Source organism: Micromonospora globosa (genome assembly GCF_000717585.1).
Taxonomy (GTDB): Bacteria; Actinomycetota; Actinomycetes; order Mycobacteriales; family Micromonosporaceae; genus Micromonospora; species Micromonospora aurantiaca.
Genome location: NZ_JNZR01000017.1, coordinates 95,870 through 119,531, shown reverse-complemented (window position 1 = coordinate 119,531; position 23,662 = coordinate 95,870). Strand labels below are relative to the sequence as shown.

Annotated in this window: 21 protein-coding genes and 2 riboswitches; of the genes, 9 read left to right on the top strand and 12 right to left on the bottom strand. The window is 74.2% G+C overall.

Features of this window, described 5'->3' with window-relative positions; genetic code table 11:
• The first annotated feature begins 67 nt into the window (after nucleotides 1-67).
• Entirely contained in the window at nucleotides 68-226 is a 159-nt protein-coding gene (locus IF06_RS33960) for a hypothetical protein (protein WP_162881441.1), read from the top strand.
• Between the two features lie 27 nt (nucleotides 227-253).
• Here the strand turns inward: IF06_RS33960 and IF06_RS0116935 are convergent, their stop codons facing one another.
• Nucleotides 254-1,804 (bottom strand): PrsW family intramembrane metalloprotease, encoded by a 1,551-nt coding sequence (locus IF06_RS0116935; RefSeq protein ID WP_030272133.1) that lies wholly within the window; start codon nucleotides 1,802-1,804, stop codon nucleotides 254-256.
• Between the two features lie 23 nt (nucleotides 1,805-1,827).
• A riboswitch (SAM riboswitch) is annotated at nucleotides 1,828-1,950 on the top strand.
• 44 nt (nucleotides 1,951-1,994) lie between these two features.
• Between IF06_RS0116935 and IF06_RS0116930 the strand changes: the two genes are divergently transcribed.
• Nucleotides 1,995-3,257 (top strand): aminotransferase class V-fold PLP-dependent enzyme, encoded by a 1,263-nt coding sequence (locus IF06_RS0116930; protein WP_030272131.1) that lies wholly within the window; start codon nucleotides 1,995-1,997, stop codon nucleotides 3,255-3,257.
• Nucleotides 3,258-3,401: 144 nt separating this feature from the next.
• Here the strand turns inward: IF06_RS0116930 and IF06_RS0116925 are convergent, their stop codons facing one another.
• A complete protein-coding gene (locus tag IF06_RS0116925; RefSeq protein ID WP_013288844.1) occupies nucleotides 3,402-4,655 on the bottom strand; it encodes an FUSC family protein in 1,254 nt (417 codons plus the stop codon).
• 69 nt (nucleotides 4,656-4,724) lie between these two features.
• Here IF06_RS0116925 and IF06_RS0116920 point away from each other — a divergent pair, with 69 nt between their 5' ends.
• Nucleotides 4,725-5,360, top strand: coding sequence for a metal-dependent phosphohydrolase (locus IF06_RS0116920; RefSeq protein ID WP_030272129.1), 636 nt, complete (start codon nucleotides 4,725-4,727; stop codon nucleotides 5,358-5,360).
• On the opposite strand, the gene IF06_RS0116915 is transcribed toward IF06_RS0116920, so the two are convergent.
• Nucleotides 5,286-5,618, bottom strand: a complete 333-nt coding sequence (locus IF06_RS0116915) for a DUF4031 domain-containing protein (protein ID WP_030272127.1) — start codon at nucleotides 5,616-5,618, stop codon at nucleotides 5,286-5,288. The two genes, IF06_RS0116920 and IF06_RS0116915, sit on opposite strands and share 75 nt — an antisense overlap.
• A gap of 33 nt (nucleotides 5,619-5,651) precedes the next feature.
• On the opposite strand from IF06_RS0116915, the gene IF06_RS0116910 reads away from it, so the two are divergent.
• The gene (locus IF06_RS0116910; protein ID WP_030272124.1) at nucleotides 5,652-7,052 is read left to right on the top strand and encodes an FAD-binding oxidoreductase; all 1,401 of its coding nucleotides are present in this window, start codon (nucleotides 5,652-5,654) and stop codon (nucleotides 7,050-7,052) included.
• On the opposite strand, the gene IF06_RS0116905 is transcribed toward IF06_RS0116910, so the two are convergent.
• Nucleotides 7,049-7,552 carry a hypothetical protein gene (locus IF06_RS0116905; RefSeq protein WP_030272122.1) on the bottom strand — a complete coding sequence of 168 codons (504 nt, stop codon included), beginning with the start codon at nucleotides 7,550-7,552 and terminating at the stop codon, nucleotides 7,049-7,051. The genes IF06_RS0116910 and IF06_RS0116905 overlap by 4 nt on opposite strands.
• A 66-nt stretch (nucleotides 7,553-7,618) precedes the next feature.
• Entirely contained in the window at nucleotides 7,619-9,436 is a 1,818-nt protein-coding gene (locus IF06_RS0116900; protein WP_030272120.1) for a glycerol-3-phosphate dehydrogenase/oxidase, read from the bottom strand.
• Between the two features lie 68 nt (nucleotides 9,437-9,504).
• Here IF06_RS0116900 and IF06_RS0116895 point away from each other — a divergent pair, with 68 nt between their 5' ends.
• The 3 genes from IF06_RS0116895 to IF06_RS0116885 all read left to right on the top strand — a co-directional run bounded on the left by IF06_RS0116895 (nucleotide 9,505) and on the right by IF06_RS0116885 (nucleotide 13,199).
• Entirely contained in the window at nucleotides 9,505-11,916 is a 2,412-nt protein-coding gene (locus tag IF06_RS0116895) for a S8 family serine peptidase (protein WP_013288850.1), read from the top strand.
• A gap of 43 nt (nucleotides 11,917-11,959) precedes the next feature.
• On the top strand, nucleotides 11,960-12,886 hold the full coding sequence (locus IF06_RS0116890; RefSeq protein WP_013288851.1) for a GNAT family N-acetyltransferase: 927 nt from the start codon (nucleotides 11,960-11,962) through the stop codon (nucleotides 12,884-12,886).
• A gap of 70 nt (nucleotides 12,887-12,956) precedes the next feature.
• Nucleotides 12,957-13,199 carry a hypothetical protein gene (locus IF06_RS0116885; RefSeq protein ID WP_013288852.1) on the top strand — a complete coding sequence of 81 codons (243 nt, stop codon included), beginning with the start codon at nucleotides 12,957-12,959 and terminating at the stop codon, nucleotides 13,197-13,199.
• Between the two features lie 72 nt (nucleotides 13,200-13,271).
• Here the strand turns inward: IF06_RS0116885 and groL are convergent, their stop codons facing one another.
• From groL to IF06_RS0116870, 3 genes are all read right to left on the bottom strand, one after another.
• A complete protein-coding gene (gene groL, locus IF06_RS0116880) occupies nucleotides 13,272-14,894 on the bottom strand; it encodes a chaperonin GroEL (RefSeq protein WP_013288853.1) in 1,623 nt (540 codons plus the stop codon).
• Nucleotides 14,895-15,168: 274 nt separating this feature from the next.
• Nucleotides 15,169-16,548 carry a hypothetical protein gene (locus tag IF06_RS0116875; protein ID WP_030272118.1) on the bottom strand — a complete coding sequence of 460 codons (1,380 nt, stop codon included), beginning with the start codon at nucleotides 16,546-16,548 and terminating at the stop codon, nucleotides 15,169-15,171.
• Nucleotides 16,549-16,658: 110 nt separating this feature from the next.
• Complete coding sequence (locus tag IF06_RS0116870) at nucleotides 16,659-16,862, bottom strand: cold-shock protein (protein ID WP_013288855.1); 204 nt, start codon at nucleotides 16,860-16,862, stop codon at nucleotides 16,659-16,661.
• A 218-nt stretch (nucleotides 16,863-17,080) separates the two neighbouring features.
• Between IF06_RS0116870 and IF06_RS0116865 the strand changes: the two genes are divergently transcribed.
• Nucleotides 17,081-17,596, top strand: coding sequence for a GNAT family N-acetyltransferase (locus IF06_RS0116865; RefSeq protein ID WP_030272116.1), 516 nt, complete (start codon nucleotides 17,081-17,083; stop codon nucleotides 17,594-17,596).
• 63 nt (nucleotides 17,597-17,659) lie between these two features.
• On the opposite strand, the gene paaN is transcribed toward IF06_RS0116865, so the two are convergent.
• From paaN to thrC, 3 genes are all read right to left on the bottom strand, one after another.
• A complete protein-coding gene (gene paaN, locus IF06_RS0116860; protein WP_030272114.1) occupies nucleotides 17,660-19,333 on the bottom strand; it encodes a phenylacetic acid degradation protein PaaN in 1,674 nt (557 codons plus the stop codon).
• A 52-nt stretch (nucleotides 19,334-19,385) separates the two neighbouring features.
• Nucleotides 19,386-20,405: a GNAT family N-acetyltransferase gene (locus tag IF06_RS0116855; RefSeq protein ID WP_030272112.1), complete on the bottom strand. Its 1,020-nt coding sequence runs from the start codon at nucleotides 20,403-20,405 to the stop codon at nucleotides 19,386-19,388.
• A gap of 382 nt (nucleotides 20,406-20,787) precedes the next feature.
• Entirely contained in the window at nucleotides 20,788-22,077 is a 1,290-nt protein-coding gene (gene thrC / locus IF06_RS0116850; protein ID WP_013288859.1) for a threonine synthase, read from the bottom strand.
• 12 nt (nucleotides 22,078-22,089) lie between these two features.
• Nucleotides 22,090-22,222: riboswitch (SAM riboswitch) on the bottom strand.
• A 170-nt stretch (nucleotides 22,223-22,392) separates the two neighbouring features.
• Between thrC and IF06_RS0116845 the strand changes: the two genes are divergently transcribed.
• Nucleotides 22,393-23,046 carry a DUF4232 domain-containing protein gene (locus tag IF06_RS0116845; protein WP_232236699.1) on the top strand — a complete coding sequence of 218 codons (654 nt, stop codon included), beginning with the start codon at nucleotides 22,393-22,395 and terminating at the stop codon, nucleotides 23,044-23,046.
• A 55-nt stretch (nucleotides 23,047-23,101) separates the two neighbouring features.
• On the opposite strand, the gene IF06_RS0116840 is transcribed toward IF06_RS0116845, so the two are convergent.
• Nucleotides 23,102-23,548, bottom strand: a complete 447-nt coding sequence (locus IF06_RS0116840) for a DoxX family protein (protein ID WP_013288861.1) — start codon at nucleotides 23,546-23,548, stop codon at nucleotides 23,102-23,104.
• Nucleotides 23,549-23,662: the final 114 nt, after the last annotated feature.

Below are 23,662 nucleotides of genomic sequence, written 5' to 3'. Positions count from 1 at the left end.
TTGCGGCGCTGCCCGGCGGGAAGCCCAGGCACCTCAGCGCGCCCTGGGGAGGGACACCATGCCGGTAGTGATCAAAAAGATCCTCGCCTGGGGATTCCTCGCGTTCCTGATCTACTTCATGGCGTTCCGGCCGGACGGCGCGGCGCAGGTGTTCAAGGGCATCGGCGGCGCGCTGATGGCCATCGCCCAGGGGCTCGGCGACTTCCTGACCGGCCTGATGAGCTGACCGGCGCCCCCGACTAGCCGGCCGGCCTCAGCGCCCGGGGTGCCAGGGCGCGCCGGGGTCGTGCCAGCCGCCCGGTCCGTGCCCGGCACCCGGGCCGCCGTGCCAGCCGGCCGGGCCGTGACCGCCCGGGCCGCCGTGCCAGCCGCCCGGACCGTAGCCGCCCTGCGGGAATGCGGGCGGCTGGGCCAGCACCACCGGGATCGGCACCACCGGGTCGTCCGGCGCCTCGACCGGGCGCTGCGAACCGTCCGGGAACCGCAGGTGGTAGCGCTGACCGTCCCAGACCCCGACCGGCGCCTGCGGGTCGCGACCGACGAAGAACGACCGGTACGCGGTGATCGCGTCCAGCAGCTCCCGTTCCTCCCGTGCCGTCCGCTCCCGCTCCTCCGGCTTGCGGTCCAGTCCCCGGCGCATCCCGTCGCGCAGCAGCGCCAGGCGGGTCGCGGCGAACTGGTAGCCGCGCATCGCGCGTACCCCGCCGTCACCGGCGACCCGCCGTGCCCAGGTGCGCGCCGCGTGCCGCCGGCCCAGGCTGCCCAGCGCCGCCACCTCGGGCGGGGTGAGCCAGCCCGCACGGACGTAGTCGGGCAGCGTGCGCTCGGTCAGCCGGCCCTCCCAGGCGCGCAGCCAGACCGCCAGCCCGACCATCGCGAAGAAGATCGGCACCATCACGCCGATGTAGCCGTAGAGCACGATCACCACCTCCCCGGTGGCCTGAGCCAGCGAGGGCAGCAGGTTCCAGGTGCCGTGCAGGATCATCGCCAGCAGCAGCCCGGCGAGCGGCGCGAGCACCCGCACGCGCCGGTCGGCGGTACGCGCGGCGACGCCCAGCCCGACGCCGGTCATCGACGTGAACAGCGGGTGGGCGAAGCCGAACAGCAGGATCCGGACGATGAAGATCGCGATCACCTGCTGCGCGCCGGTGGCCGGGCCGTACTCGTCGGCGCCGGCGCGGTAGCCGTGCCCGCCCAGGTAGAGGATGTTCTCCACCATGGCGAAGCCGACCGCGGAGAGCCCGCAGTAGACCAGGCCGTCGGTGATCCCGGAGAACTCCCGCCGCCGGAAGATCAGCACCAGGAGCGGACCGGCCGCCTTGGTCAGCTCCTCGATGAACGGCGCGACCAGCACCGCGGTCAGCGCGACCGGCAGCCCTCGGTCCTCGAACAGCCCCGCGCTGGCCGTGTTCACCAGCAGCGAGATCGCGGTGGAGACGAAGGCGCCCCAGGCGAAGCAGAAGATCAGATACTTCAGCGGCTCCGGCTCGTAACGGTCGAGCCAGAGGAAGCAGAAGACCAGCACCGGCACCGGCAGGATCGCCGCGATCACGCCGATCAGCAGCGCCTCGGCGCCCAGGCTCTCGCCGAGCGTGAACACCATGAACAGCGCACCGGCCGCGATCAGCAGCACCACACCGGCCAGCACCAGGAAGCGCCGCCAGCCGAGCCGGCGCAGCGGCATCCGGGGCGTCGGCGCCCCCGGCGGGGCGGCGGGCGCATGCGGTGGCGGCGGGGCTGCGCCGGGCGGGGTGTCGGCCATGCGGTCAGCGTAGTCACCTGCGACCCACTGGTCCGGTCGCATCGTGAGGGCTATGCTCCCGGACAGGTCACGAGCGCCAGCGTCAAGCCCCGGCTTGCTGGCCGGCAACCCTCGTCGAGGTTCGCGGTGGGGTGCCCCGGGTGATGACCGGGCCCGGTGCCGCTCCGCGCGCCGGGCAAGCGCGGACCCCGTCCCGGCACCCCTGGGGTCCTGTGACCCGGGAGGCTCCGGCATGACCGTCACCCTCGTACCCTCGCTGCCCGTGCTGCCCGCGCCGGTCCGGCCCGACCCGCTCGGCGTGCTCGGCGTACCCGGGGAGATCAACCTGGACCACGCCGCCAGCGCGCCGTGCGCGCGGGCCGCTGCCGACGCGGTGGCCGGGCTTCTTCCCTGGTACGCGAGCGTGCACCGCGGCGCGGGCGCGCTGTCGCGACGCTGCACACTGGCGTACGAGCGGGCCCGGCAGACGGTCGGCGACTTCCTCGGCGCCCGCCCCGACGACCACGTGATCTTCACCCGGAACACCACCGACGCGCTGAACCTGCTGGCCCGGGCGCTGCCCGCCGGCACCACCGTGATCACGTTCGGCGCCGAGCACCACGCCAACCTGCTGCCCTGGCCGCGCGGCTCGGTACGGCTGCCGGTCCCGGACAGCCCGGCCGGAGCGGTCCGGTCCCTCGCGGCGGCGCTCGGCGAACTCGCCCGCGACGCCCGGCCCGGCCTGCCCGTGCTGGTCGCGGTCACCGGCGCCGGCAACGTCACCGGCGAGTGCTGGCCGGTCGCCGAGCTGGCTCGGGTGGCCCACCGGCACGGCGCCCGCATCCTGGTCGACGCCGCGCAGCTCGCCCCGCACGCCCCGGTCGACCTGACCGCGCTGGACGTGGACTATGTGGCCCTGTCCGGGCACAAGCTGTACGCCCCGTTCGGCGCGGGCGTGCTGGCCGGGCGCGCGGACTGGCTGGACGCGGCCCCGCCGTACCTGGCCGGAGGCGGCGCCACCAGCCACGTCGGCGCCGCTACGCACGAGGTGCGCTGGACGACCGGCCCGGCCCGGCACGAGGCCGGCACCCCGAACCTGCTCGGTGCGGTGGCGCTCGCCGCTGTCTGCGAGGCGCTCGGCGCGGCCGACCGGGACGCGCTGCACGCCCGGGAACAGGCGCTGCTGGCCCGTCTGCGTACCGGCCTGGCCGCGCTGCCGGACGTGGTGGAGCTGCGCGTGTTCTCCCCCGAAGCGCCCCGGGTGGGCATCGTCAGCTTCGTGGTCGCCGGACGGGACTCCGCCGAGGTGGCCGCCCACCTGGCGAGCCGGCACCGGATCGGGGTACGCGACGGCCTGTTCTGCGCGCACCCGCTGACCCGGCGTCTGCTGGCCGAGGCCGCCGCCCGTACCGGCCGCACCGACCTGCCCCCGACCGCCCTGCGCGCCAGCCTCGGCCTGGGCACCACAGAGCCGGAGGTAGACACCCTCCTGACGGCCCTGACCCACCTCCCCTAGCTCTCTCCCCACCGCACCTCGAGCGGTGATCAAGGAGTTTGTGCACTAGTTGATCTCCTCGGAGTCCGGTAACTCCTTGATCAACGCGGCAAGGCGCCAGGGCGGGAGCGCGGGAGCCAGGGCGGGAGCGCGACCGGGCGGGGGTCAGCCGACGGGTGGGGCTGTGGGGGGATGAGCGGCGGGGTTCCGGGCTGCGGGTTCGCCCTGGCGGTTCTCGCCGAACGCCTGCCGGACCAGCCGGTTCGCCTCCTCCTGTTCGATCCCGGAGGCCACCATCAGGTCGCTCGCCGTGGTACGCACCTGGGCGATCACCACGCTGCCGGAGAAGCCGACCCCCTCGGCGTACGCCCGCCCGGCCTCGCTCACCGCGCGCAGCGACCGCTCGCGGGCCTCCTGCGGCTCCTGCCCGGCGGCGAACTCCTGGCGGAGCAGGCGCACCGACTCGGCCAGGTGACCGATCGCGTCCGGCATCGGCTCGGGGACCGGTTCGGAGTCCTCGATCATGGTGACCGCGCGGCGGATCAGCGTGCCGGTGTTGCGCATGGCCCGGTCGATCGGGTCGGCCGCCTCGGCGTAGTGAGTCAGCTCGCTGCGCCGGTGCCAGCGGGCCGGGGACAGCGTGCTGGTCTCCTTCGCGCCCTCGATCGCCTCGGAGAGGGCGGCCAGTTCCTCCTTGTTCTCCCGCAGCCGGAACAGCGCCTGCTGGGCCGCGTCCCGGTCCCGGCTGCGCACCGCGTCGGCGCAGGCGTCGAGCTGGCCGGCGAGCAGGTCCAGCGCGGGCCGGGCGGCCCGGTTGATCACCCGTAGCGGGTTGAGCGGCAGCAGGATGGCGGTGACCAGCAGCGCGATGCCGCCACCGAGCAACGCGTCGATGAAACGGGGGAACTCCAGGTTCTCGGTGGACGGGCTGAGCGTCACGATCAGCACCGCGGTGGCCGCGGCCTGGATCACGATGGCCACGCTCGCCCCGGCGAAGATGCTCAGCAGGATCGCCGAGGTCACCACGAGCGCGAGCTGCCAGGCGCCGGTGCCCACGAAGTAGATGAGCGCGTCGCCGACGAGCACGCCCACCGCGACCCCGACGATCAGCTCGACGGTGCGCCGGAACCGCTGCCCCACCGAGGCGGCGAGCGTGCCGACAGCGGAGATCGGGGCGAAGACCGGCTGCGGGTTCTTCAGCAGCCGGTGCGAGATCAGGTACGCCAGGCCGGCGGCGAGCCCGGCCTGCACGGCGAGGCCGAACGCGGTACGGACCCGGTGCAGCCGGTCGTGCAGCGTCGCCTTGCCCCGGTGCCGCAGTTCCTCCATCGCGGAGGCGATCCGCTGCCCGTCACGGTCCGCCAGCCCTTCACGCAGGTTGCCACGACGCAGGAACCGCAGTCGTCCTTCCCGGGCCATGGCCGGTACTACCCGTACCGCCCCGGCTGAATCCCTCCGACCGGGCCGGACTGGGGCAGACTGCACCCGATGGACGAACTGACGGCACGGTGGCGGGCGACGGTACTGGCGGCGGGCGCGACCGATCCGGCGGGAGCCGACCGGGCCGGTGCCCGGCTGCTGGCGGGCTGGCGGGAGCCGCACCGGCGCTACCACGACGAGGAGCACCTGCGGGCGGTGCTCGACGTGGTCGACGCGTACGCCGATCTGGCCCGCGACCCCGACCTGGTCCGGCTGGCGGCGTGGTGCCACGACGCCGTCTACGACCCGCGCGCGGCGGGCGACGCCAACGAGCGGGCCAGCGCCGACCTGGCCGGCGAGCTGCTGGCCGCCGCCGGGCTCCCGGCCGCGACGGTGACCGGGGTACGCCGCCTGGTGCTGCTCACCGTCGGCCACGCGGTCGGGCCGGACGACCCGGACGGCGCGTTGCTGTGCGACGCGGACCTGGCGGTGCTCGCCGCCCCGCCGGCGCGCTACGACAGGTACGCCGCGGCGATCCGCGCCGAGTACGCGCACGTGCCCGATCCGGACTTCCGCACCGGCCGGGCCGCGGTGCTGCGGCACCTGCTCGCCCTGCCGGCGCTCTACCGCCTACCCGAGCCGCACGCCCGCTGGGAGGCCCCGGCCCGGGCCAATCTGTCCCGGGAGCTGGCCGCGCTCACCTGAGACGCGGTGCTTCGGGCGGCGCAGACCGGAGTCCCGCAGCAGGCGGACGATCTCCCGCGACGGCACGACCGTGGCGCCCAGCCAGACCGCCGCCCGGAACCGCTCGGCCGGCACGTCGTAGTGGTCGCGGTCGAAGCCGCGCCGGGGCGCGCCGAGCATCTCGGCGAACGCGTGCAGTTCGGCGTACGAGACGTCGCTGATCAGGTGCGACCAGAGCCGGCCGCGCCAGGGCACGGCGGGCGGGTCCAGGTAGAGCACGGCAACAGACGGTACGCCGGTAGCCTTCCCGGCATGGCCGCCCATCCCCTCCTCGACGACCTGCGGGCCGCGCTCGGCGACGCCGCCGTGCTGACCGACCCGGATCTGCTGGCCGGGCACGAGCGCGACGAGGCCGACCTGTGCGACTCGGGCACCCCGCTGGCGGTGGTGCGCCCCCGCGGCACGGATGAGGTGGTGGCTGTGGTCCGGGCGGCCGGGCGGCACAACGTACCAGTGGTGCCGCAGGGTGCGCGGACCGGGCTGGCCGGCGCGGCGAACGCGGTCGCCGGCGCGGTGGTGGTGAGCACCGTGGCGATGGACGCGGTGCGGGAGATCGACCCGGTCGGCCGGATCGCCGTGGTGCAGCCGGGCGTGGTGAACGCGGCGCTCGCCCGTGCGGTACGGGAGCACGGCCTCTGGTATCCGCCGGACCCCGGCTCGTGGGAGTCGTCCACCATCGGCGGCAACGTGGCCACGAACGCCGGTGGCATGTGCTGCGTGAAGTACGGCGTGACCAGCGAGTACGTGCTGGGCCTGGAGGTGGTGCTCGCCTCCGGCGAGGTGCTGCGGACCGGGCGGCGTACCGCCAAGGGGGTCGCCGGGTACGACCTGACCCGCCTCTTCGTCGGCTCGGAGGGCACGCTCGGCGTGATCACCGAGGTGACTGTGGCGTTGCGCCCGGCCCCGGAGGAGTCACTGACCCTGGTCGCGGTCTTTCCCACTGTGGCGACGGCAGGTGGCGCGGTCGCCGGGATCGCCGAGCGGGGACTCACCCCGAGCCTGCTGGAACTGCTGGACCGGACGCATCTGCGGGCGATCGAGGCGTACCGGCCGATGGGTCTGCGCACCGATGCCGAGGCGCTGCTGCTCGCGGCGGTGGACACCGGCCCGCGTGCCGCCGACGACCTGGCCCGGCTGGCCGAGGTGTGCACGGCGGCGGGTGCCGACGAGGTCTACGCGGCCACCGACGCGACCGAGGCGGCGGCCCTGCTCCAGGCGCGGCGGCTGGCCCATCCGGCGATGGAGCGGTTCGCGGCGGAGACGTTCCCGGGCGGCAACGGCGGCCTGGTCATCGACGACGTGGCGGTGCCGCGCGGCCGGCTCGCGGAGCTGCTCGACGGGGTGGCCCGGATCGCCGAGGCGTGCCGGGTGCCGATCGGGGTGGTCGGTCACGCGGGCGACGGCAACATGCACCCGAACATCGTGGTCGACCGGGCCGATCCGGCGAGCCTGGCCCGGGGACGGCGGGCCTTCGACGAGATCATGCGGCTGGGGCTGGAACTGGGCGGCACCTGCACCGGGGAGCACGGCGTCGGGCTGCTCAAGCGGGACTGGCTGGCCCGCGAGATCGGGCCGGTGGGCGTACGCGTGCACCAGGCGATCAAGGCGGCGCTGGACCCGGCGGGGCTGCTCAACCCCGGCAAGGTCTTCTAGCCCTTGTCCTCGGCCGGCGTGGCCTGGGTGACGAGCAGCAGCACGTCGTAGGCCACCTTCGGCTTCGGCTCGCCCGGGCAGTCCTGGATGGTGACTGTCAGGTCCGGCGGCACGAGCAGCGTCGAGGTCAGCACGCCGATGCAGCCCTGCTTGTAGCTGCGGGCCTGGTCGGTCTCCTTCGCGATCGCCGGGTCCGCGAGCATCCGCTGGAGCCGCCGCGTCTGGTCCGGGCTCAGCGTGCCGGTGGCGTCCACGCCGTCGCCGGCGCAGTCGCGGCACTGCCAGCGGCCGGACGGGTCCACGTCGAGGTTGCGGACCGGGCCGTCACCGAGCCGCTGCACCAGGGAGACGCGTCTGCCGTCCGGTGTCGGGCCGGCCGTGCCCGCCGCCCCGGGTGCGGTGGCGCCCTCGGCCCGTCCGAAGGAGCAGCCGGTCAGAGCGGCCGCAAGCAGGACGACGGCGGACAGAGCGGGGACGCGCGACCAGGATGGGCGAACCACGCGGGGAAACCTACACTTCCGTAGGTAGCGCGCACTACCGGCCGAGCGGCCCGGGTAGGGGATCCCCTACCTGGGGGAGGCCGGAAGTTCAACGCCCGGACCGTCGGTGCCCCGGTCGGCCTCGAATCCGCGGACGTCGGGCGCGCCGAGGCGGGCCGCGTCGGCAGCGATGTCGTCCGGCATGAGCTGCGACTCCCGCTCGGCCAGCACCCGCGCCCGGTAGTGGGCGACCTCCCGGTCCCGGGTCGCCGCGTCCCAGCCGAGCACCGCACCCATCAGCTCCGCGGCGTGCTCCGCCGACTCCAGGCCGCGGTGGCTGGTCTCGATCGAGATCCGGGTACGCCGGGTGAGCACGTCCTCCAGGTGCAGCGCGCCCTCGGCGCGGGCGGCGTACGTCACCTCGGCGGCCAGGTATTCCGGCGCGCCCGCGAGCGGCGAGCCGAGCAGCGGATCGGCGTCGACCAGGGCGAGCAGTTCCAGCGTGAGGCTGCCGTAGCGCTCCAGCAGGTGCTCGACCACGCCGACCGCCACCCCGTGCCGGCGGGCCAGGTCGGCCCGGTCCCGCCACATGGCGGCGTACCCGTCGGCGCCGAGCAGCGGCAGGTCGGCGGTACGCGAGGAGCGGGTCCGGCCGAGCCGGTGCATCGCGCGGTCGACCACGTCGGAGGCCATCACCCGGTAGGTGGTGTACTTCCCGCCCGCGACCAGCAGCAGGCCGAGCATCGGCTCCACCACGGCGTGCTCGCGGGACAGCTTGGAGGTGGAGTCCGCCTCGCCGGCCAGCAGCGGGCGCAGCCCGGCGTAGACGCCCTCGATGTCGGCGGTGGTCAGCGGCCGGTCCAGCACCATGTTGACCTGCGACAGCAGGTAGTCGATGTCGCTCGCGGTCGCGGCCGGGTGGGACCTGTCGAGTTGCCAGTCCGTGTCGGTGGTGCCGATGATCCAGTGCCCGCCCCAGGGGATGACGAACAGCACGCTCGTCGCGGTACGCAGGATCAGGCCGGTCTCGCCGACGATCGCCGAGCGGGGCACCACGAGGTGCACCCCCTTGGAGGCCCGGACCCGCAGCTTCGGGCGCAGCCCGACGTCGTTGAGCATCCGCGACATGTCGTCGCTCCACACGCCGGTGGCGGCGATCACGGTGCGGGCGCGTACCTCGAACTCGGCGTCCGGCGAACCGGCGGGCGCCTCCAGGTCGCGGACCCGCACGCCGGTGACCTCCCGGGCCTGCCGGGTCAGGCCGACCGCGCGGGCGCTCGTCACCACAGTCGCGCCGAGGCTCGCCGCGGTACGCGCCAGCGTCACCACCAGGCGGGCGTCGTCGACCTGGCCGTCGTAGTAGCGGATCGCGCCGGCCAGCTTGTCCGGCCGGAGGCTGGGGAAGATCCGGCGGGTGCCCTCGCGGGTGAGGTGCCGGTGCAGCGGCATGCCGCGACCGCCGCCGAAGATCCCGGCGAACGCGTCGTACGCGGCCACGCCGAGGCCGTAGTAGGAGCGGCGGAAGAACCGCCGGGGCAGGTCGCCCGCGCCGCCCTCGGCGGGCAGCGGCACCAGGATCGGCACGGGCCGGACCAGGTGCGGCGCGAGCCGGGTGGCGAGCAGACCGCGCTCGGTCAGCGCTTCGTGGACCAGGTGGAACTCCAGCTGCTCCAGGTAGCGCAGGCCGCCGTGGATCAGTTTGCTGGACCGGCTGGACGTGCCGGCGGCGTAGTCGCGCGCCTCCACCAGGGCGACCTTCAGCCCTCGGGAGGCGGCGTCGAGCGCGGCGCCCGCTCCGGTGACGCCACCGCCGATGACCAGCACGTCGAACCGCTCGGCCCGGAGGCGGCGCAGGTCGTCGGCGCGGCGCTCGGCGGACAGCCGGCCGGCCGTGGATCGGGACACACTCGGGTCACGCACCAGTCAACGGTAACCGTCCCGGGCGCGCGGCGACACGGCCCGGCCGTACCGTGATGACCATGCTGACCGGTCCGCCGCTCGCCCCCGTACCGCCGCCACCGCGCGAGACCGGTCCGTGGCCGGTCGTGGCGGCGGTGGCGACCGGGGTGTGGATCGTGCTGGTCACCGTGCCGGGCCAGATCACCGGCTGGCTGGTCGACCAGGTGGCGCTGGTCATCGGCGCGGACCGGCCGGTGGCGGCCTGGCCGGTGGTCGCGGTGGCCACGGTGCTGCTGGCCGGCGCCCCGGCGCTGGCGCTCGCGCTCGCGCCCCGCTCCCCCGCGCTGCGGGCGACCGGCCGGGCCTGGACCGCCGCCGTGGTCGCGCTCGGCGCGACCACGCTGCTGCGGACGGTGCCGCCGGTGCACCACGAGGCGTACCTGGCCGCGCTCGCGGTGACCGCCGCGGCGCTCGCGCTCGTCGCCGTCCGTCTCGGCCGGGTCCGGCCACCGGTGGTGGTGGACGCGACCCCGGAGGGCCGGTTCGGGTCGGTGTCGCTGCTGGCGATCGCGGCCGGGCTGGCCGTACTCCTGCCGTGGGCCTGGGTGGGCGCGCTCGGCGGAGCGCTGGAGACGCTGCTGGCCGGCCTGGCCGCCGCCGCGCTGGGCGCGCTCGCCGGGGCACTGCTCGGCGCCGGTTTCTGGGCCGCGTTCGGGCCGGGTCCGGTCCGGCTGGTGCTCGTCGGCGGTCTGGTCGCGGGGGTCGCATTGACGCCGCTCGCGGCCGGCGCCGGGCAGTCGGGCGTGCAGTTGCCAGCGCTGGTGCTGCTGCCGCCGCTCGGTTTCGTGCTGGCCGCGCTGGAGGCGGCGGCCCGCCACGCGGGTCGTCCGGCCGGGCCCGCGCCGGTGCGCCGGCTGGTCGGGCTCGCCCTGCTGGGGCCGCTCGCGTTCACCGACCCGGAGGAGATCAGCCTCCTGCTGTCCGCCACCCGCGACGCGCCGTTCTGGGTCGCGGTGGGCACCGGCGTGGCGTTCGCCGTCGCGGGCCTGCTCGCAGTCGGGTACGGCGTGCTGCTCGCCCGGTCCCGCACCCGCGCGCCCCGGCGCGGTCCGGCCGCGCTGGTCGCCGCCGCGCTGCTCGCCGCCGTCGCCGTGGTGTACGTGGTCCCCGGCCGGCCGGGACTGTACGGCGAGCGGCTGCTCGTGGTGCTGCGCGAGCAGGCCGACCTGACCGGCCTGCCGGCCGGGACGCCGGGCCGGGCCGGACGGGACGTCCGGGCGACCGAGGTCTACCGGCGGCTGGTGGCCACAGCCGACAGCACGCAGGGCGACCTGCGCCGCACGCTGGCCGGGATGCGGCTGAACCCGACGCCGTACTACCTGGTGAACGCGATCGAGACGGACGGCGGGCCGGCGGTGCGGGCCTGGCTGTCCAGCCGTCCCGAGGTGGCCCGGGTGCTGGTGAGCCAGCGCCTGCGCCCGCTGCCCGCGCTCGCCCCGCAGGCGCGCGGCGACGCCCCGGCGCCGGCCGGCCCGGCCTGGAACGTCTCGCTGATCGGCGCGGACCGGGTCTGGTCGGACCTGGGCGTCACCGGGTCCGGCGTGGTGGTCGGCAGCTCCGACTCCGGGGTGGACGGCCGGCACCCGGCGCTCGCGGGCGGCTTCCGGGGCGGCGACGACTCGTGGTACGACCCGTGGGAGGGCCGCCGCGCCCCGGCCGACCGGGGTGGCCACGGGACGCACACGCTCGGCAGCGCGGTGGGCCGGGACGGGATCGGCGTGGCGCCGGGTGCGAGCTGGGTCGGCTGCGTCAACCTGGAGCGCAACATGGGCAGCCCGGCCCGCTACCTCGACTGCCTCCAGTTCATGCTGGCGCCGTTCCCCGAGGGCGGGAACCCGCTCACCGACGGCCGTCCCTCACGCGCCCCGGACGTGCTCACCAACTCGTGGGGCTGCCCGCCGGTGGAGGGGTGCGACCCGGGGGCGCTGCGACCGGCGACCGCCGCGCTGACCGCGGCCGGCATCCTGGTGGTGGCCGCGGCCGGGAACACCGGCCCGTCGTGCGGCTCGATCAACGATGCGCCCGCGCCGTACCCGGACGTGCTGACCGTCGGGGCGGTGGACCGGCAGCGGCGCGTAACCGAGTTCTCCAGCCGCGGCCCGGCGCCGGACGGTCGGGCCAAGCCGGACCTGGTCGCCCCGGGCGCCGCGGTGCTGTCCGCGATGCCGGGCGGCGGGTACGCCACCCTGGACGGCACCTCGATGGCCACGCCACAGGTGGCGGGCGTGGTGGCACTGATGTGGTCGGCGAACCCGGCGCTGGTCGGAGACCTGGAGCGGACCCGGGCGATCCTGCGCGACACCGCGCAGCCGGTCACCCAGCCCGCCGGGGCGGACACCTGCGGTGGACCGCAGGACGTCTCCGGCGCCGGCCTCGTCGACGCGTACGCGGCGGTCCGCGCGGCCCGGTCGGTGGCGACCGGTTAACAACCCTGTCCATTGGTCTGCCGATGCCCTAGGGTCGGCGTCCATGGACGTGGAGATCATCGAGCTGGGCCGGGACCGGCTGCCCGAGGTGGTCGAGCTGTGCCGGCTCTCGTTCGATCTGCCGGAGGACGCGGCCGAGGCGTCAGCCGTGGTGGTCACCGTGGCGGAGCGGGCCGCAGCCGACCGTCCGGTGCTGCGCCTCGGTGCGGTACGCGACGGCGCGCTGGTCGGCGTACTCGTCGGGTCGCTGTCGGCGGCCGATCCGCGCCTCGGCCACGTCGACCTGGTCGCTGTCGCGCCCACTGAGCGCCGCCAGGGCGTGGGCGGGGCGCTGCTGACCGAGGCGGAGAGCCGGCTCGGCGCGCTCGGCGCGGCCGAGGTGCTGCTCGCCGGCAACCCGCCGCACTACGCCTGGCCGGGCGTCGACGTGCGCTACACCCCGGCGGTCTGCGCCGCGCAGCGGCTGGGTTACCGGCAGGACCGTACCGCCTGGAACATGACCGCCGAGCTGTCCGAGGGGTCGGCGGCGCTGCGCCCCACCGAGGCCGCCGAGCAGCGGCTGGCCGGGCGGGGCGTGACGGTACGCCGTGCCGCCTCCGACGACCTGCCGGCGCTCGCCGCGTTCGCCAGGTCCACGTTCGGCGGCGCCTGGGACGGTGAGCTGGCCGGTTCGGTGGGGCGGCCGGACGCGGGTGTGCACCTGGCCGAGCGGGACGGCGAGATCCTCGGGTTCGCCGCGTACGGTTCGGCGCGGCCGAGCTGGTTCGGGCCGATGGGCACCGCACCGGCGGCGGAGGGCTCCGGGATCGGCGGCGTGCTGCTGCGCCGGTGCCTGCGCGACCAGGCGGCGGCCGGGATCACCGCGGCGCAGATCGGCTGGGTGGGGCCGGTGCCGTTCTACTCGAACGCGGCGGGCGCCCGGATCGAGCGGGTGTTCTTCCTCTACCGGAAAGCCATCAAAGGGGCATAGACGTCAATAGTGCCATTCAGCCTCCTTCGCCATCGACCGGGCTCTACGGTCGGAGCAGAGGAGGCGGTGCATGACCACGAATGACGAACGGGCCGAGGATCCGGCGGCGGCCCGGCGCCCGGCCGACGAGCTTCCCGGCCAGCTCCCGTTCGACCGGCTCGACGTCGGCGACGCCGAGCAGCTCGCCGAGCTGACCGGCGCAGACGCACCACCGGTGGAGGAGCCACGGCAGCCGGTGGACGAGCCGAGGCGGCCGCCACCGCCGTACGACAGGGCGCACAAGCGGCGCAACCAGCGCCGGCTGCCCACCTGAGCCGGATACGCGGAAAGGGGGCGGACCGCTGACGCGGCCCGCCCCCTTTCGGCGTACTGGGTGGAGCTGGACTCAGAAGTCCATCTCCCCGCCACCCGGGCCCGCCGGGGCGGCCGGGGTCTTCTCCGGCTTGTCCGCCACGACGGCCTCGGTGGTGAGGAACAGCGCGGCGATCGAGGCGGCGTTCTGCAGCGCGGAACGCGTCACCTTGGCCGGGTCGATGATGCCCGCGGCCAGCAGGTCCACGTACTCGCCGGTCGCGGCGTTGAGGCCGTGACCCGGGTCGAGGTTGCGGACCCGCTCGACGACGACGCCACCCTCCATACCGGCGTTGACGGCGATCTGCCGCAGCGGGGCGTCCAGCGCGATCTTGACGATCTGCGCGCCGGTCGCCTCGTCGCCGGCCAGGTCCAGCTTGTCGAAGGCGGTCTTGCCGGCCTGCACCAGCGCGACGCCACCACCCGGGACGATGCCCTCCTCGACGGCGGCCTTCGCGTTGCGGACGGCGTCCTCGATGCGGTGCTTGCGCTCCTTCAGCTCGACCTCGGTGGCCGCGCCGACCTTGATCACCGCAACACCGCCGGCCAGCTTGGCCAGACGCTCCTGCAGCTTCTCCCGGTCGTAGTCGGAGTCGCTCTTGTCGATCTCGGCCCGGATCTGGTTCACCCGGCCCTGGATCTGCTCGGCGTCGCCGGCACCGTCGACGATGGTGGTCTCGTCCTTGGTCACCACGACCTTGCGGGCGCGGCCCAGCATCTCGAGGCCGGTCGCGTCCAGCTTGAGGCCGACCTCCTCGCTGATGACCTGGCCACCGGTGAGGATGGCGATGTCGGTCAGCATGGCCTTGCGGCGGTCACCGAAGCCCGGCGCCTTGACGGCGACCGACTTGAAGGTGCCACGGACCTTGTTGACCACCAGGGTGGCGAGGGCCTCGCCCTCCAGGTCCTCGGCGATGATCAGCAGCGGCTTGCCCGACTGCATGACCTTCTCCAGGATCGGGAGCAGGTCCTTCACCGACGAGATCTTGCTGTTGACGATCAGGATGTACGGGTCGTCGAAGACGGCCTCCATACGCTCCGGGTCGGTCATGAAGTAGGCGGAGATGTAGCCCTTGTCGAAGCGCATGCCCTCGGTGAGCTCGAGCTCCAGGCCGAAGGTGTTGCTCTCCTCGACGGTGATGACACCTTCCTTGCCCACCTTGTCCATCGCCTCGGCGATGATCTCGCCGACGCTGGGGTCGGCGGCGGAGATGGAGGCGGTGGAGGCGATCTGCTCCTTGGTCTCCACGTCCTTGGCGAGCTTGAGCAGCTCCTCCGAGACGCTGGCCACGGCGGCCTCGATGCCCCGCTTCAGGGCCATCGGGTTGGCGCCGGCGGCCACGTTGCGCAGACCCTCACGGACCAGGGCCTGGGCCAGGACGGTCGCCGTCGTCGTGCCGTCACCGGCGACGTCGTCGGTCTTCTTCGCGACCTCCTTGACCAGCTCGGCGCCGATCTTCTCGTACGGGTCCTCGAGCTCGATCTCCTTGGCGATGCTCACACCATCGTTGGTGATGGTGGGGGCACCCCACTTCTTCTCGAGCACGACGTTGCGGCCCTTGGGGCCGAGGGTCACCTTCACGGCGTCGGCGAGCTGGTTCATGCCCCGCTCGAGGCCGCGGCGCGCCTCTTCGTCGAACGCGATCATCTTGGCCATACGGCGTTGTCCTCCTGGACACTCACGGGCCACCCGGATGCCCGGATGGGCCGTCTGGTGTACGCACCTTGGGGACGTCGCCACCTGGCGACGACGACGTCTCCTCGGTCGGGCCGGACAGCCCGCGACGACCGGCCTCGTACCGCTCCGGCGTCCCTTCGGACACCGGCGCGGCCGTGGCCCTACCGCCCCGACCTTCTGGCACTCACCGTACGCGAGTGCCAATGACTTGTTTAGCACTCTCCCTAGCCGAGTGCAAGCACGACAGCCCCGCTCAGCCGAGTTCCGCCGCCAGCCGGGCCGCGTTCACCGGGCCTTCCTGAGCCCGCTGTTCGGCGTACGTGACGACCAGCCCGACCTGCTGCGCCAGGTAGGCCGGGGCAGCCAGCAGGGCGCCGAACACGGCGAGCGCCACGGCGCCGATCGCGGTGCCGACGGCCTTCATCGGCTCGACGCCGAACACCGCCCCGCTGATCCCGCCCACGACCGCGTCCAGCACCGTCGCCGCGAGGAGGACAGCCATCACCAGCGCGACCCGGCCCAGCACCATGCCGAACCGGCTGTGGAACATCCGCCACGCCCGCCCGATCGGCTCCCGCCGCTCGAACAGGTAGACCGGACCGAACAGGGCCAGCGCGAACGCGGCGTAGAGGCCGGGCAGCAGGCAGAAGCAACTGCCGATCATGACCAGCAGCGAGACCAGGAGCGTCCAGCCCCACAGGCCGAGGGCACGGCGCAGCCCGTACCGGAAGGCGGCACCGAGTCCGGTCGGTTCGCCGGCCGCCTGGCGGGCGACCACCCAGGTGCCGGCGGCCCAACCCGCCGCCTGGAGCAGGCCGAAGACCAGCCCGGCGGACAGGAGCACGCCGTAGAAGGCGAACATCTGCCCCCAGAAGCCGGCCGGCAGCACCGGCGCACCGTCCGGGGCGGTCGCCATCTCGCCCTCGGGGCTGAAGACGAGCGTGAGGACGCCGATCACCGCCGCCGGGACGACCTGGGTGAGCAGCACGATGGGCAGCAGTTGCCGCCAGCCGCGCCGCAGCGCGGCGGTGCAGCGGGCGAACCAGGGACCGATGCCCGCGTGCGGCGGGTTGACGAGCGGATCCTGCGGGTCGATGCCCGGGAACCAGCCGGCGTACGCCCCGGGACCGGCCGGCACCGGGTACGCCGCACCGGGGACCGGGTAGGCCGCACCGGGCATCGGATAGCCCGGGTACGCGGGGCCGCCCCAACCCGGCGGCGGGGTGCCCGGCGGCGCGTTCCAACCATGCGGAGGAGTGCCCGGCGCGTTCCAACCGTGCGGAGGAGTGCCCGGCGCGTTCCAGCCCTGCGGAGGAGTGCCCGGCGCGTTCCAGCCCTGCGAGGTGTGGCCGGGTGAGGTGTCATCCGGCGCGGTCCATCCGGGCGGGTTGGCCGGGAACGGGGCGCCGGGCTGCGGGGTGTCGTACCCCGGCTCGGCCGGGACGATCGGCACGGGGCCGGTGTGACCGGCCCACGGGTCGGCGCCGGACGCGCCGGAGGCGGGCGTGGCCCCTCCGGTGGTCCCCGGCGGTCCCGGTGCCGGCTCGGCGGCGGGCGGCGGGGGCGCGGTCGGGTCGGCCGGAGGGCCGGACGCCGCCGGCTCGGTGGAACCCGACGGGGGCAGATCGGACATGGGCCCTCCTCAGCGACTACGGCTGGAACGGCTCATGATCTTCCATGGTGGTCGGCCGCAACGCAGCCCCCGGGCCGGGGTCCGGTCGCGGGAGCACCGCCCGCCGCAGGTCAGGCGATGACGCGGACCCGCTCGGCCTGCGGACCCTTCTGCCCCTGCGCGATCTCGAACTCGACGCGCTGGCCGTCGTCGAGCGCCTTGTAGCCGTCCATCTCGATCGCGGAGAAGTGGACGAAGACGTCCTGCCCGCCGTCGACGGCGATGAAGCCGTAGCCCTTTTCGGCGTTGAACCACTTCACGGTGCCCTGTGCCACGGTGCACTTCCTCACTCTGCGCGGCGTTCCAACACCCGGAAACCGGCGGACCGGCACCGGTGGCGCACCGGTCCAGCGATCGGCGACGCTGAATTCGGTGACCGAAATCGCACGCTACACGAGGCGTGACGACGGCGCACGACCACAAATCGGGCATATTCCGGGGCGTACCCGGGCCTGTCGCACACCCGCCGCGGGCCGTCCGGTATGCATGCGGCATGACCAGCGTGAGCACCACGACCACCGTCCGCCGGGTCCGGCCGGAGGACGCCGGCCGGATGCGGGCGCTCCGGCTGGAGATGCTGGCCGACTCCCCGCTGGCCTTCCTGGAGACGGTGGCCGAGGCCGCCGCCCGGTCGCACGCGGAGTTCGCGGCCCGGGTCGCGGCCGTCTCCCGGGGCGACCACACCGCGCAGTTCGTGGCCGACCCGGGCGGCCGTCTGGTCGGCCACGCCGGCGGCATCGCCGCGCCGGACGAGCCGGGCCTGACGCTCGTCTACGCGGTCTACGTGACACCGGCCCGACGGGGCAGCGGCCTGCTGGCGGCGCTCGTCGACGAGGTGGCGGCCTGGTCGCGCGCCTGCGGACGGCCCGAGCTGATGATGGAGGTGGTGGTCGGCAACGACCGCGCCTACCGGGCCTATCAGAAGCTGGGCTTCGTGGACACCGGCGTACGCGTGCCGCACCCCCGGATCGCCGGCCTGCACGAGCTGCAGATGCGCCGTCCGGCCTGAGCCGGCGCGGCGTTAATAAGGGGCCCCTCCTCTACCGGAGGCGTTAAGAAGGGGCCCCTCCTTTCAGACGTGCCGGCGGCTCTGCACGATGCGGAACCGGTTGGCCACGTACGCGCCGTCGGTCAGCGCCGAGTTGGCCGCCGCGTTCGCGCCCGAACCGTGGAAGTCGGAGAACGCCGCCGACTGGTTGACGAACACACCGCCGGTCAGGTTGCAGGACAGGTGCACCCCGGCGTCGATCGCCGCCGCCTCGGCCGCGTCCAGCACCGCCTCGTTCGTGGAGTAGACGCCCGCGGTCAGCGCGCCCTTCTCCCCCACCGTCTCGCGCAGGATGCGCAGGCTGTGCTCGGTGGAGTCGGTGGCGATGGCGAACGAGATCGGCCCGAACCACTCCCGCGAGTAGGTGGCGGTGTCGGACGCGTCGAGCTTCACCACAGTCGGCGTACGCACCACCGCGCCGGGGAAGGACGGGTGCTCGACGGTGCGCGACTCCAGCACCGGCTCGCCGACCTTGGTGACCTCCTCCAGCCGCTCCAGCACGCCGTCGTTGACGATCGCGCCGGTCAGCTCGACGCCCCGGGCCGGGTCGGCGGTCAGCTTGGCGACCGCGCCGGCGATCCCGGCCGCCACCTCGTCGAAGCTCTTGTGACCCTGGTCGGTGTCGATACCGTCGCGCGGGATCAGCAGGTTCTGCGAGGTGGTGCACATCTGGCCGCTGTACAGCGTCAGCGTGAAACCGAGGTTGCGGCAGAGCCCGGCGAAGTCGTCGGTGGAGTCGATCACCACCGTGTTCAGGCCGGCCTTCTCGGTGTAGACGGCGGCCTGCCGGGCGTTCGCCTCCAGCCAGTCGCCGTACTCGGTGGAGCCGGTGAAGTCGACGATCTTCACGGCCGGGTGCAGGGCCAGCGTGGTGGCGAGCTTCTCGCCGTCGGTCTCGGGGGCGAGCTGCACCAGGTTCGGGTCGAAGCCGGCCTCGGCGAGCACCTGCCGGGCGTACCTGACGGTGATCGCCAGCGGCAGCACCGCGCGCGGGTGCGGCTTCACCACCACCGGGTTGCCGGTGGCGAGCGAGGCGAACAGACCGGGGTACGAGTTCCAGGTCGGGAACGTGTTGCAGCCGATGACCAGCGCGACACCGCGCGGCACCACGTGGAACGTCTTGGTCATCCGCAGCGGGTCGCCCTTGCCCGCGGCCTTCTCCCACCCGGCGGTCCCCGGGTGGCGGGTCATCTCGGCGTACGCGTAGGCGACCGCCTCCAGCGCGCGGTCCAGCGCGTGCGCGCCACCGGCCTGGAACGCCATCACGAACGCCTGGCCGCTGGTGAACTGCACCGCGTTGGCCAGCTCGAACACGTTGCGGTGCAGCCGGTCCAGGATCTCCAGGCAGACACCGGCCCGGGCCTGCGGGCCCGCGTCGCGCCAGGCGGGCAGCGCGGCGCTCGCGGCGGACACCAGCTGGTCGGCGCCCGCGTGCGGGTAGCGCACGTCCAGCGCCACCCCGAACGGGCTGGCCTCGGTGGCCACCGTGGTGCCGTCACCGGCCTGGTCGAGCGGGAAGTCCCCGCCCAGGTACGCCTCGAAGGCGGCCTTGCCGTCGGCGGCGGCGGTCTCGCCGTACACCCGGGGGCTGGGCGACTCGGGATAGGCCGACCAGTACCCGCGCTCCGCGATGGCGGTCAGCGCCCGGTCGAGGGTCTCGCGGTGCCTGTCGTACAGGGGGTGCGGGGTCTCCGTCATGCCCGCCATCATGCAACAGAAAGGCACCAGATCAGTAGGGGCGTGTCACAACTCAGATCGTCAACTGCCAGTCGACCGAACCGGCGGCGGGGCGGAACCCGAGTTGCTCGTTGATCGCGATCATGTGGCGGTTCACGGCCGCGTTCCAGGTGTCGACGGCCCGCAACGCCGGTTCGTGCGCCAGCGCGTACGCCAGGTTCCCGGCCTTGCAGAGCAGGCCCAGCCGGTGGCCGCGGTGGCCGGGGTCGACGAGGGTGATCTGCTGCCAGGCGTGGTCGGTGCTGCTCGCGTCCAGGCTGAGCTGGGTCCACCCGACCAGGCGGCCGGTCGCCTCGTGCACCGCGCCGGTGTTGTACCGGCGTACGCCCCGGGCGTCCAGCGCCCGCTCCGCGTCCCGCACCCGCGCGGCGTCCACCTGCTCCGGCTCCCAGTCCAGCTCGCCCATCGGCGCGTCGAGCAGCAGCCGGCCCTCCAGGTAGGCGACGTCCGCGACGTACTCCTCGGGCGTGTGGTCGCGCCACCACACCGGCCGGTAGCCGGTCGCCGCGGCGCGCGCGTCGGCCAGCAGCGCGGCGAGCCGGTCACGGTCGAGCCCGGCCACGTCGAGGCGGCGGCGGACGTCGGCCAGCGCCGGCTTGGCGCCCACGGCGGCGGCGAACGCGGCACCGGGGAAGACCCGCCCCTCCTCGCCGGGCAGCGCGGCGACGGTAGCGCCGACCAGTCGTTTGCCGCCGTGCTCCCGCAGCAGCCGGACGCCGTGGTCGTGCAGCGTGCGCCCGATGCCCTGCCGCCGGTACGCCGGGTCCACGGTCAGCTCGACGCTCGCGTTCTCGGTGTTGTCGATCGTGTGCAGGTAGAGCCGGAGCCAGCCGACGGGCTGCCCGTCCAACCGGGCCACCAGCCAGCGCGTGTCGATGCCGGGCATCGGGTGCCGCAGCGGCGCCTCGAACCGCCGCCGGCAGAGGTCGGGCAGGTCCGGCTCGTCGACGGCCTGCGCGCCGCAGGCGATCCGGTAGACCGCGTCGAGCGTCTGCCGGTCGGTCGGATCCAGCGGCGTCACCGTGAGCGTCATGCCACCGAGGGTGCGCCGGACACAGCGAAGAGGCCAGCGGTTTTCCGCTGGCCTCTTCGGACGTTGGTCGGGAGGGACGTCCGCACAACGCCTCCGGCGTTGGGTCGCAAGAACTTGAAAAGTCTCCGGCGGATGCCCTCCCGCACGAAGCATCTTGCGCCGTCCGGTTCCTGCCGTCAAGTCCTTGAGGGCGGTTTTCTGGCACTCACCGCACATCACCGGTTACCCACCGGTCTCACCCGATCCCCCACCCGGGCGAGCCCCACCTCCCCCACCCGGCCACCCCCGCCGACGGCGGTGACCAAGGAGTTCGTGTCACGAAACGGCCCGGCCGGCGACACATACTCCTTGATCACCGCGCAGGTGGCGGAGGACCGGAAGGTCAGGCCAGGAGGCCGGCGTCGCGGGCGGCGCGGAGGCTGGGCTTGATGCGGTGGGTGGGGCCGACCTGGGTGGCCACCGCGTCGAGCGTCTTCAGGCCCTCGCCGGTGTTGAACACCACCGTCTCGGCGGCCGGGTCGAGCCGGCCCGACTCGACCAGCTTGCGCAGCACCGCGACCGTCACGCCGCCGGCCGTCTCGGCGAACACCCCTGTGGTACGGGCGAGCAGCCGGATGCCCGCGCGGATCTCGTCGTCGTCGGCGTAGTCCATCCAGCCGCCGGTACGCCGCACCGCCTCCAGCGCGTACAGCCCGGCCGCCGGGTCGCCGATGTTCAGCGACTTGGCGATGCCGGCCGGCTTGACCGGCACGATCGTGTCGGTGTCGCCGTGCAGCGCGGTGGCGATCGGGTTGCAGCCGGCCGACTGCGCGCCGAACACCTTCCAGCCGCCGGCCGGCGCCTCGACCAGCCCGATCTCGACCAGCTCGGCGAACGCCTTGTCGATCTTGGTGAGAAGTTCGCCGCTGGCCATCGGGATGACCACCTGGGCCGGGATCCGCCAGCCGAGCTGCTCGGCCACCTCGTAGCCGAGCGTCTTGGAGCCCTCCGCGTAGTAGGGCCGGACGTTCACGTTGACGAACGCGGTGTCCTCGAACTCGTCGGTCTCCACCAGCTCGCCGCAGAGCCGGTTCACGTCGTCGTACGAGCCGTCGATGGCGACCAGGTCGCCGCCGTACACAGCGGTGGTGACGACCTTGCCCTGCTCCAGGTCGCCGGGGATGAAGACGATCGACGGCACGCCGGCCCGGGCCGCGTGCGCGGCGACGGAGTTGGCGAGGTTGCCGGTGGAGGCGCAGGCGTAGCGGGCGAAGCCGAGCGCGCGGGCCGCGGTGAGCGCCACCGAGACGACCCGGTCCTTGAACGAGTGGGTGGGGTTCGCGCTGTCGTCCTTGACCCAGAGCGGCGCGGTGAGCCCCAGTTCGGCCGCGAGGTGCGGGGCGGCGACGAGCGGGGTCAGCCCCGGGTCGAGCGTGACCCGGGTGGCCGGGTCCTGACCGGCCGGCAGCAGCGCCGCGTACCGCCAGATGTTGTCCGGACCGGCCTCGATCTGCTCACGGGTGACGGTGGCGAGCGCGGCGGTGTCGTAGTCGACCTCCAGCGGCCCGAAACACTCGTAGCAGGCGTGCTGCGCGGCGAGCGGGTACCGCGCCGAACAGGCACGGCAGACCAGGGCGCGGGCCGGGCTGAGGGTGGTGTCGATACCGGTGGCGACGGGAAGCGTCGACGTCATGTCGAGGAGTTCCTCTCATCTTTCCCCGCATCGCCGGGTGCGGCGGGGACGGAATTGGCACCTGCCCGCTGTCGCTCGTCGTCGAGCGTGCGGGTGGTTGCCGGGGCGTCGTCGGGCCGTATCCCTCAGCCCCTCTGGATGAGGTATTCAGTTGTGCCGCCGAGTCTAGGCGCTGCTCACGGCCGCGCCACCTCGGGATCCCACGCTGTGGGCCGGCTCGGCGTCCGACCACCGCGACCGGCTCCACCACAGCGGGCTACCCGGGCCTGCTCGATGCGGTCCTCGCCGAGCGCGGCCGAGTGGCATGATCACCCGATGCGGAGATCGGCGCGCCTGATCGGCGCCCTCACCGGCGTGACGCTGATGGCAGCCTGCGCCCCGGCGCAGGGGCCCGCGGAAGGACTGTCCGATCCGATGCCCACGGCGCCGCCCCGGCCGGGTGCCCCCACGGCCGAGCCGACGCCCGCCGCCACCTGCTCCCCGGAGGGCGTCGCGATCACCGAGCTGGGGGTGAGCGCCGCGATGGGGCTGCGGGCGATGGGCCTGGACCTGCTCAACTGCGGCGACCGGCCGTACGAGCTGCGCGGCTATCCGGCGGTCGCGCTCCGGGACGCCGACGGCGACCCGATCGAGGTGCGGATCATCCCGGGCGCCAAGCCGATCACCTCCGGCTTCGACCACCCGCCCACCCGGATCGTGCTGGCCCCCGGCGAGCGGGCCGGCGCGGCGCTGATCTGGCGGAACCTGGTCACCGACGCGACGGTGCCGGCGACGAACGGCACCGGACTCGACGTCGCGCCGGTGGCCGGCCGGCCGGCGCACCCGGTCGCCCTGGACGGGCCGATCGACCTCGGCAACACCGGCCGGCTGGGCGTCAGTGCGTGGGAGCGCCGCAAGCCCGGCCCGGCCGACACGCCCACGCCGGCCGCCCCGCCCCCGCCCACGACTCCGCCGGTCAATCCGCTGTAGGAACCAGAGCCCGGCACGGGAGCACTCCGACCGGGATCTGGTTCGGCGCGAACGCTCAGACCGGGACCGAGGCCGGCGCGGCGGCGGGCTCGGTCGCGGTGGACCGGCGGCGGGCCAGCAGCGCGTCGAGCGCCCAGTTTCCCGGGCCGAGCACCGCGACCAGCAGGAACGACCAGCAGAAGAGCGCGGCCAGCTCGCCGCCGTTCTGCATCGGCATCAGGTGGTGCGGCTGGTGCACCACGAAGTACGCGTACGCCATCGAGCCGGAGGCGAGCAGCGCGGCCGGCCGGGTGAACAGGCCGACGAGGACCAGCGCGCCGCACACGAGCTGGATCAGCGCCGCCCACCAGCTGGGCCAGGTGGCGAACGGGACGGCACCGCCGGTGGCCGGGTTGCCGCCGAACAGGCCGAAGATCGAGGCGGCGCCGTGGCAGAGGAAGAGCAGGCCGGTGACGATGCGGAACAGGGACAGCACGGGGTCTTTCAGCTGCGCCGGGATCATAGGGAACCTCCTGGTACGGGTGCCGGACGCCGTCCAGGATGGCGGGAGTATTGATTGATGTTAATCGATATCTTTGCAGGCGGGACAATCACATGGGAACGCTCCCATGATATG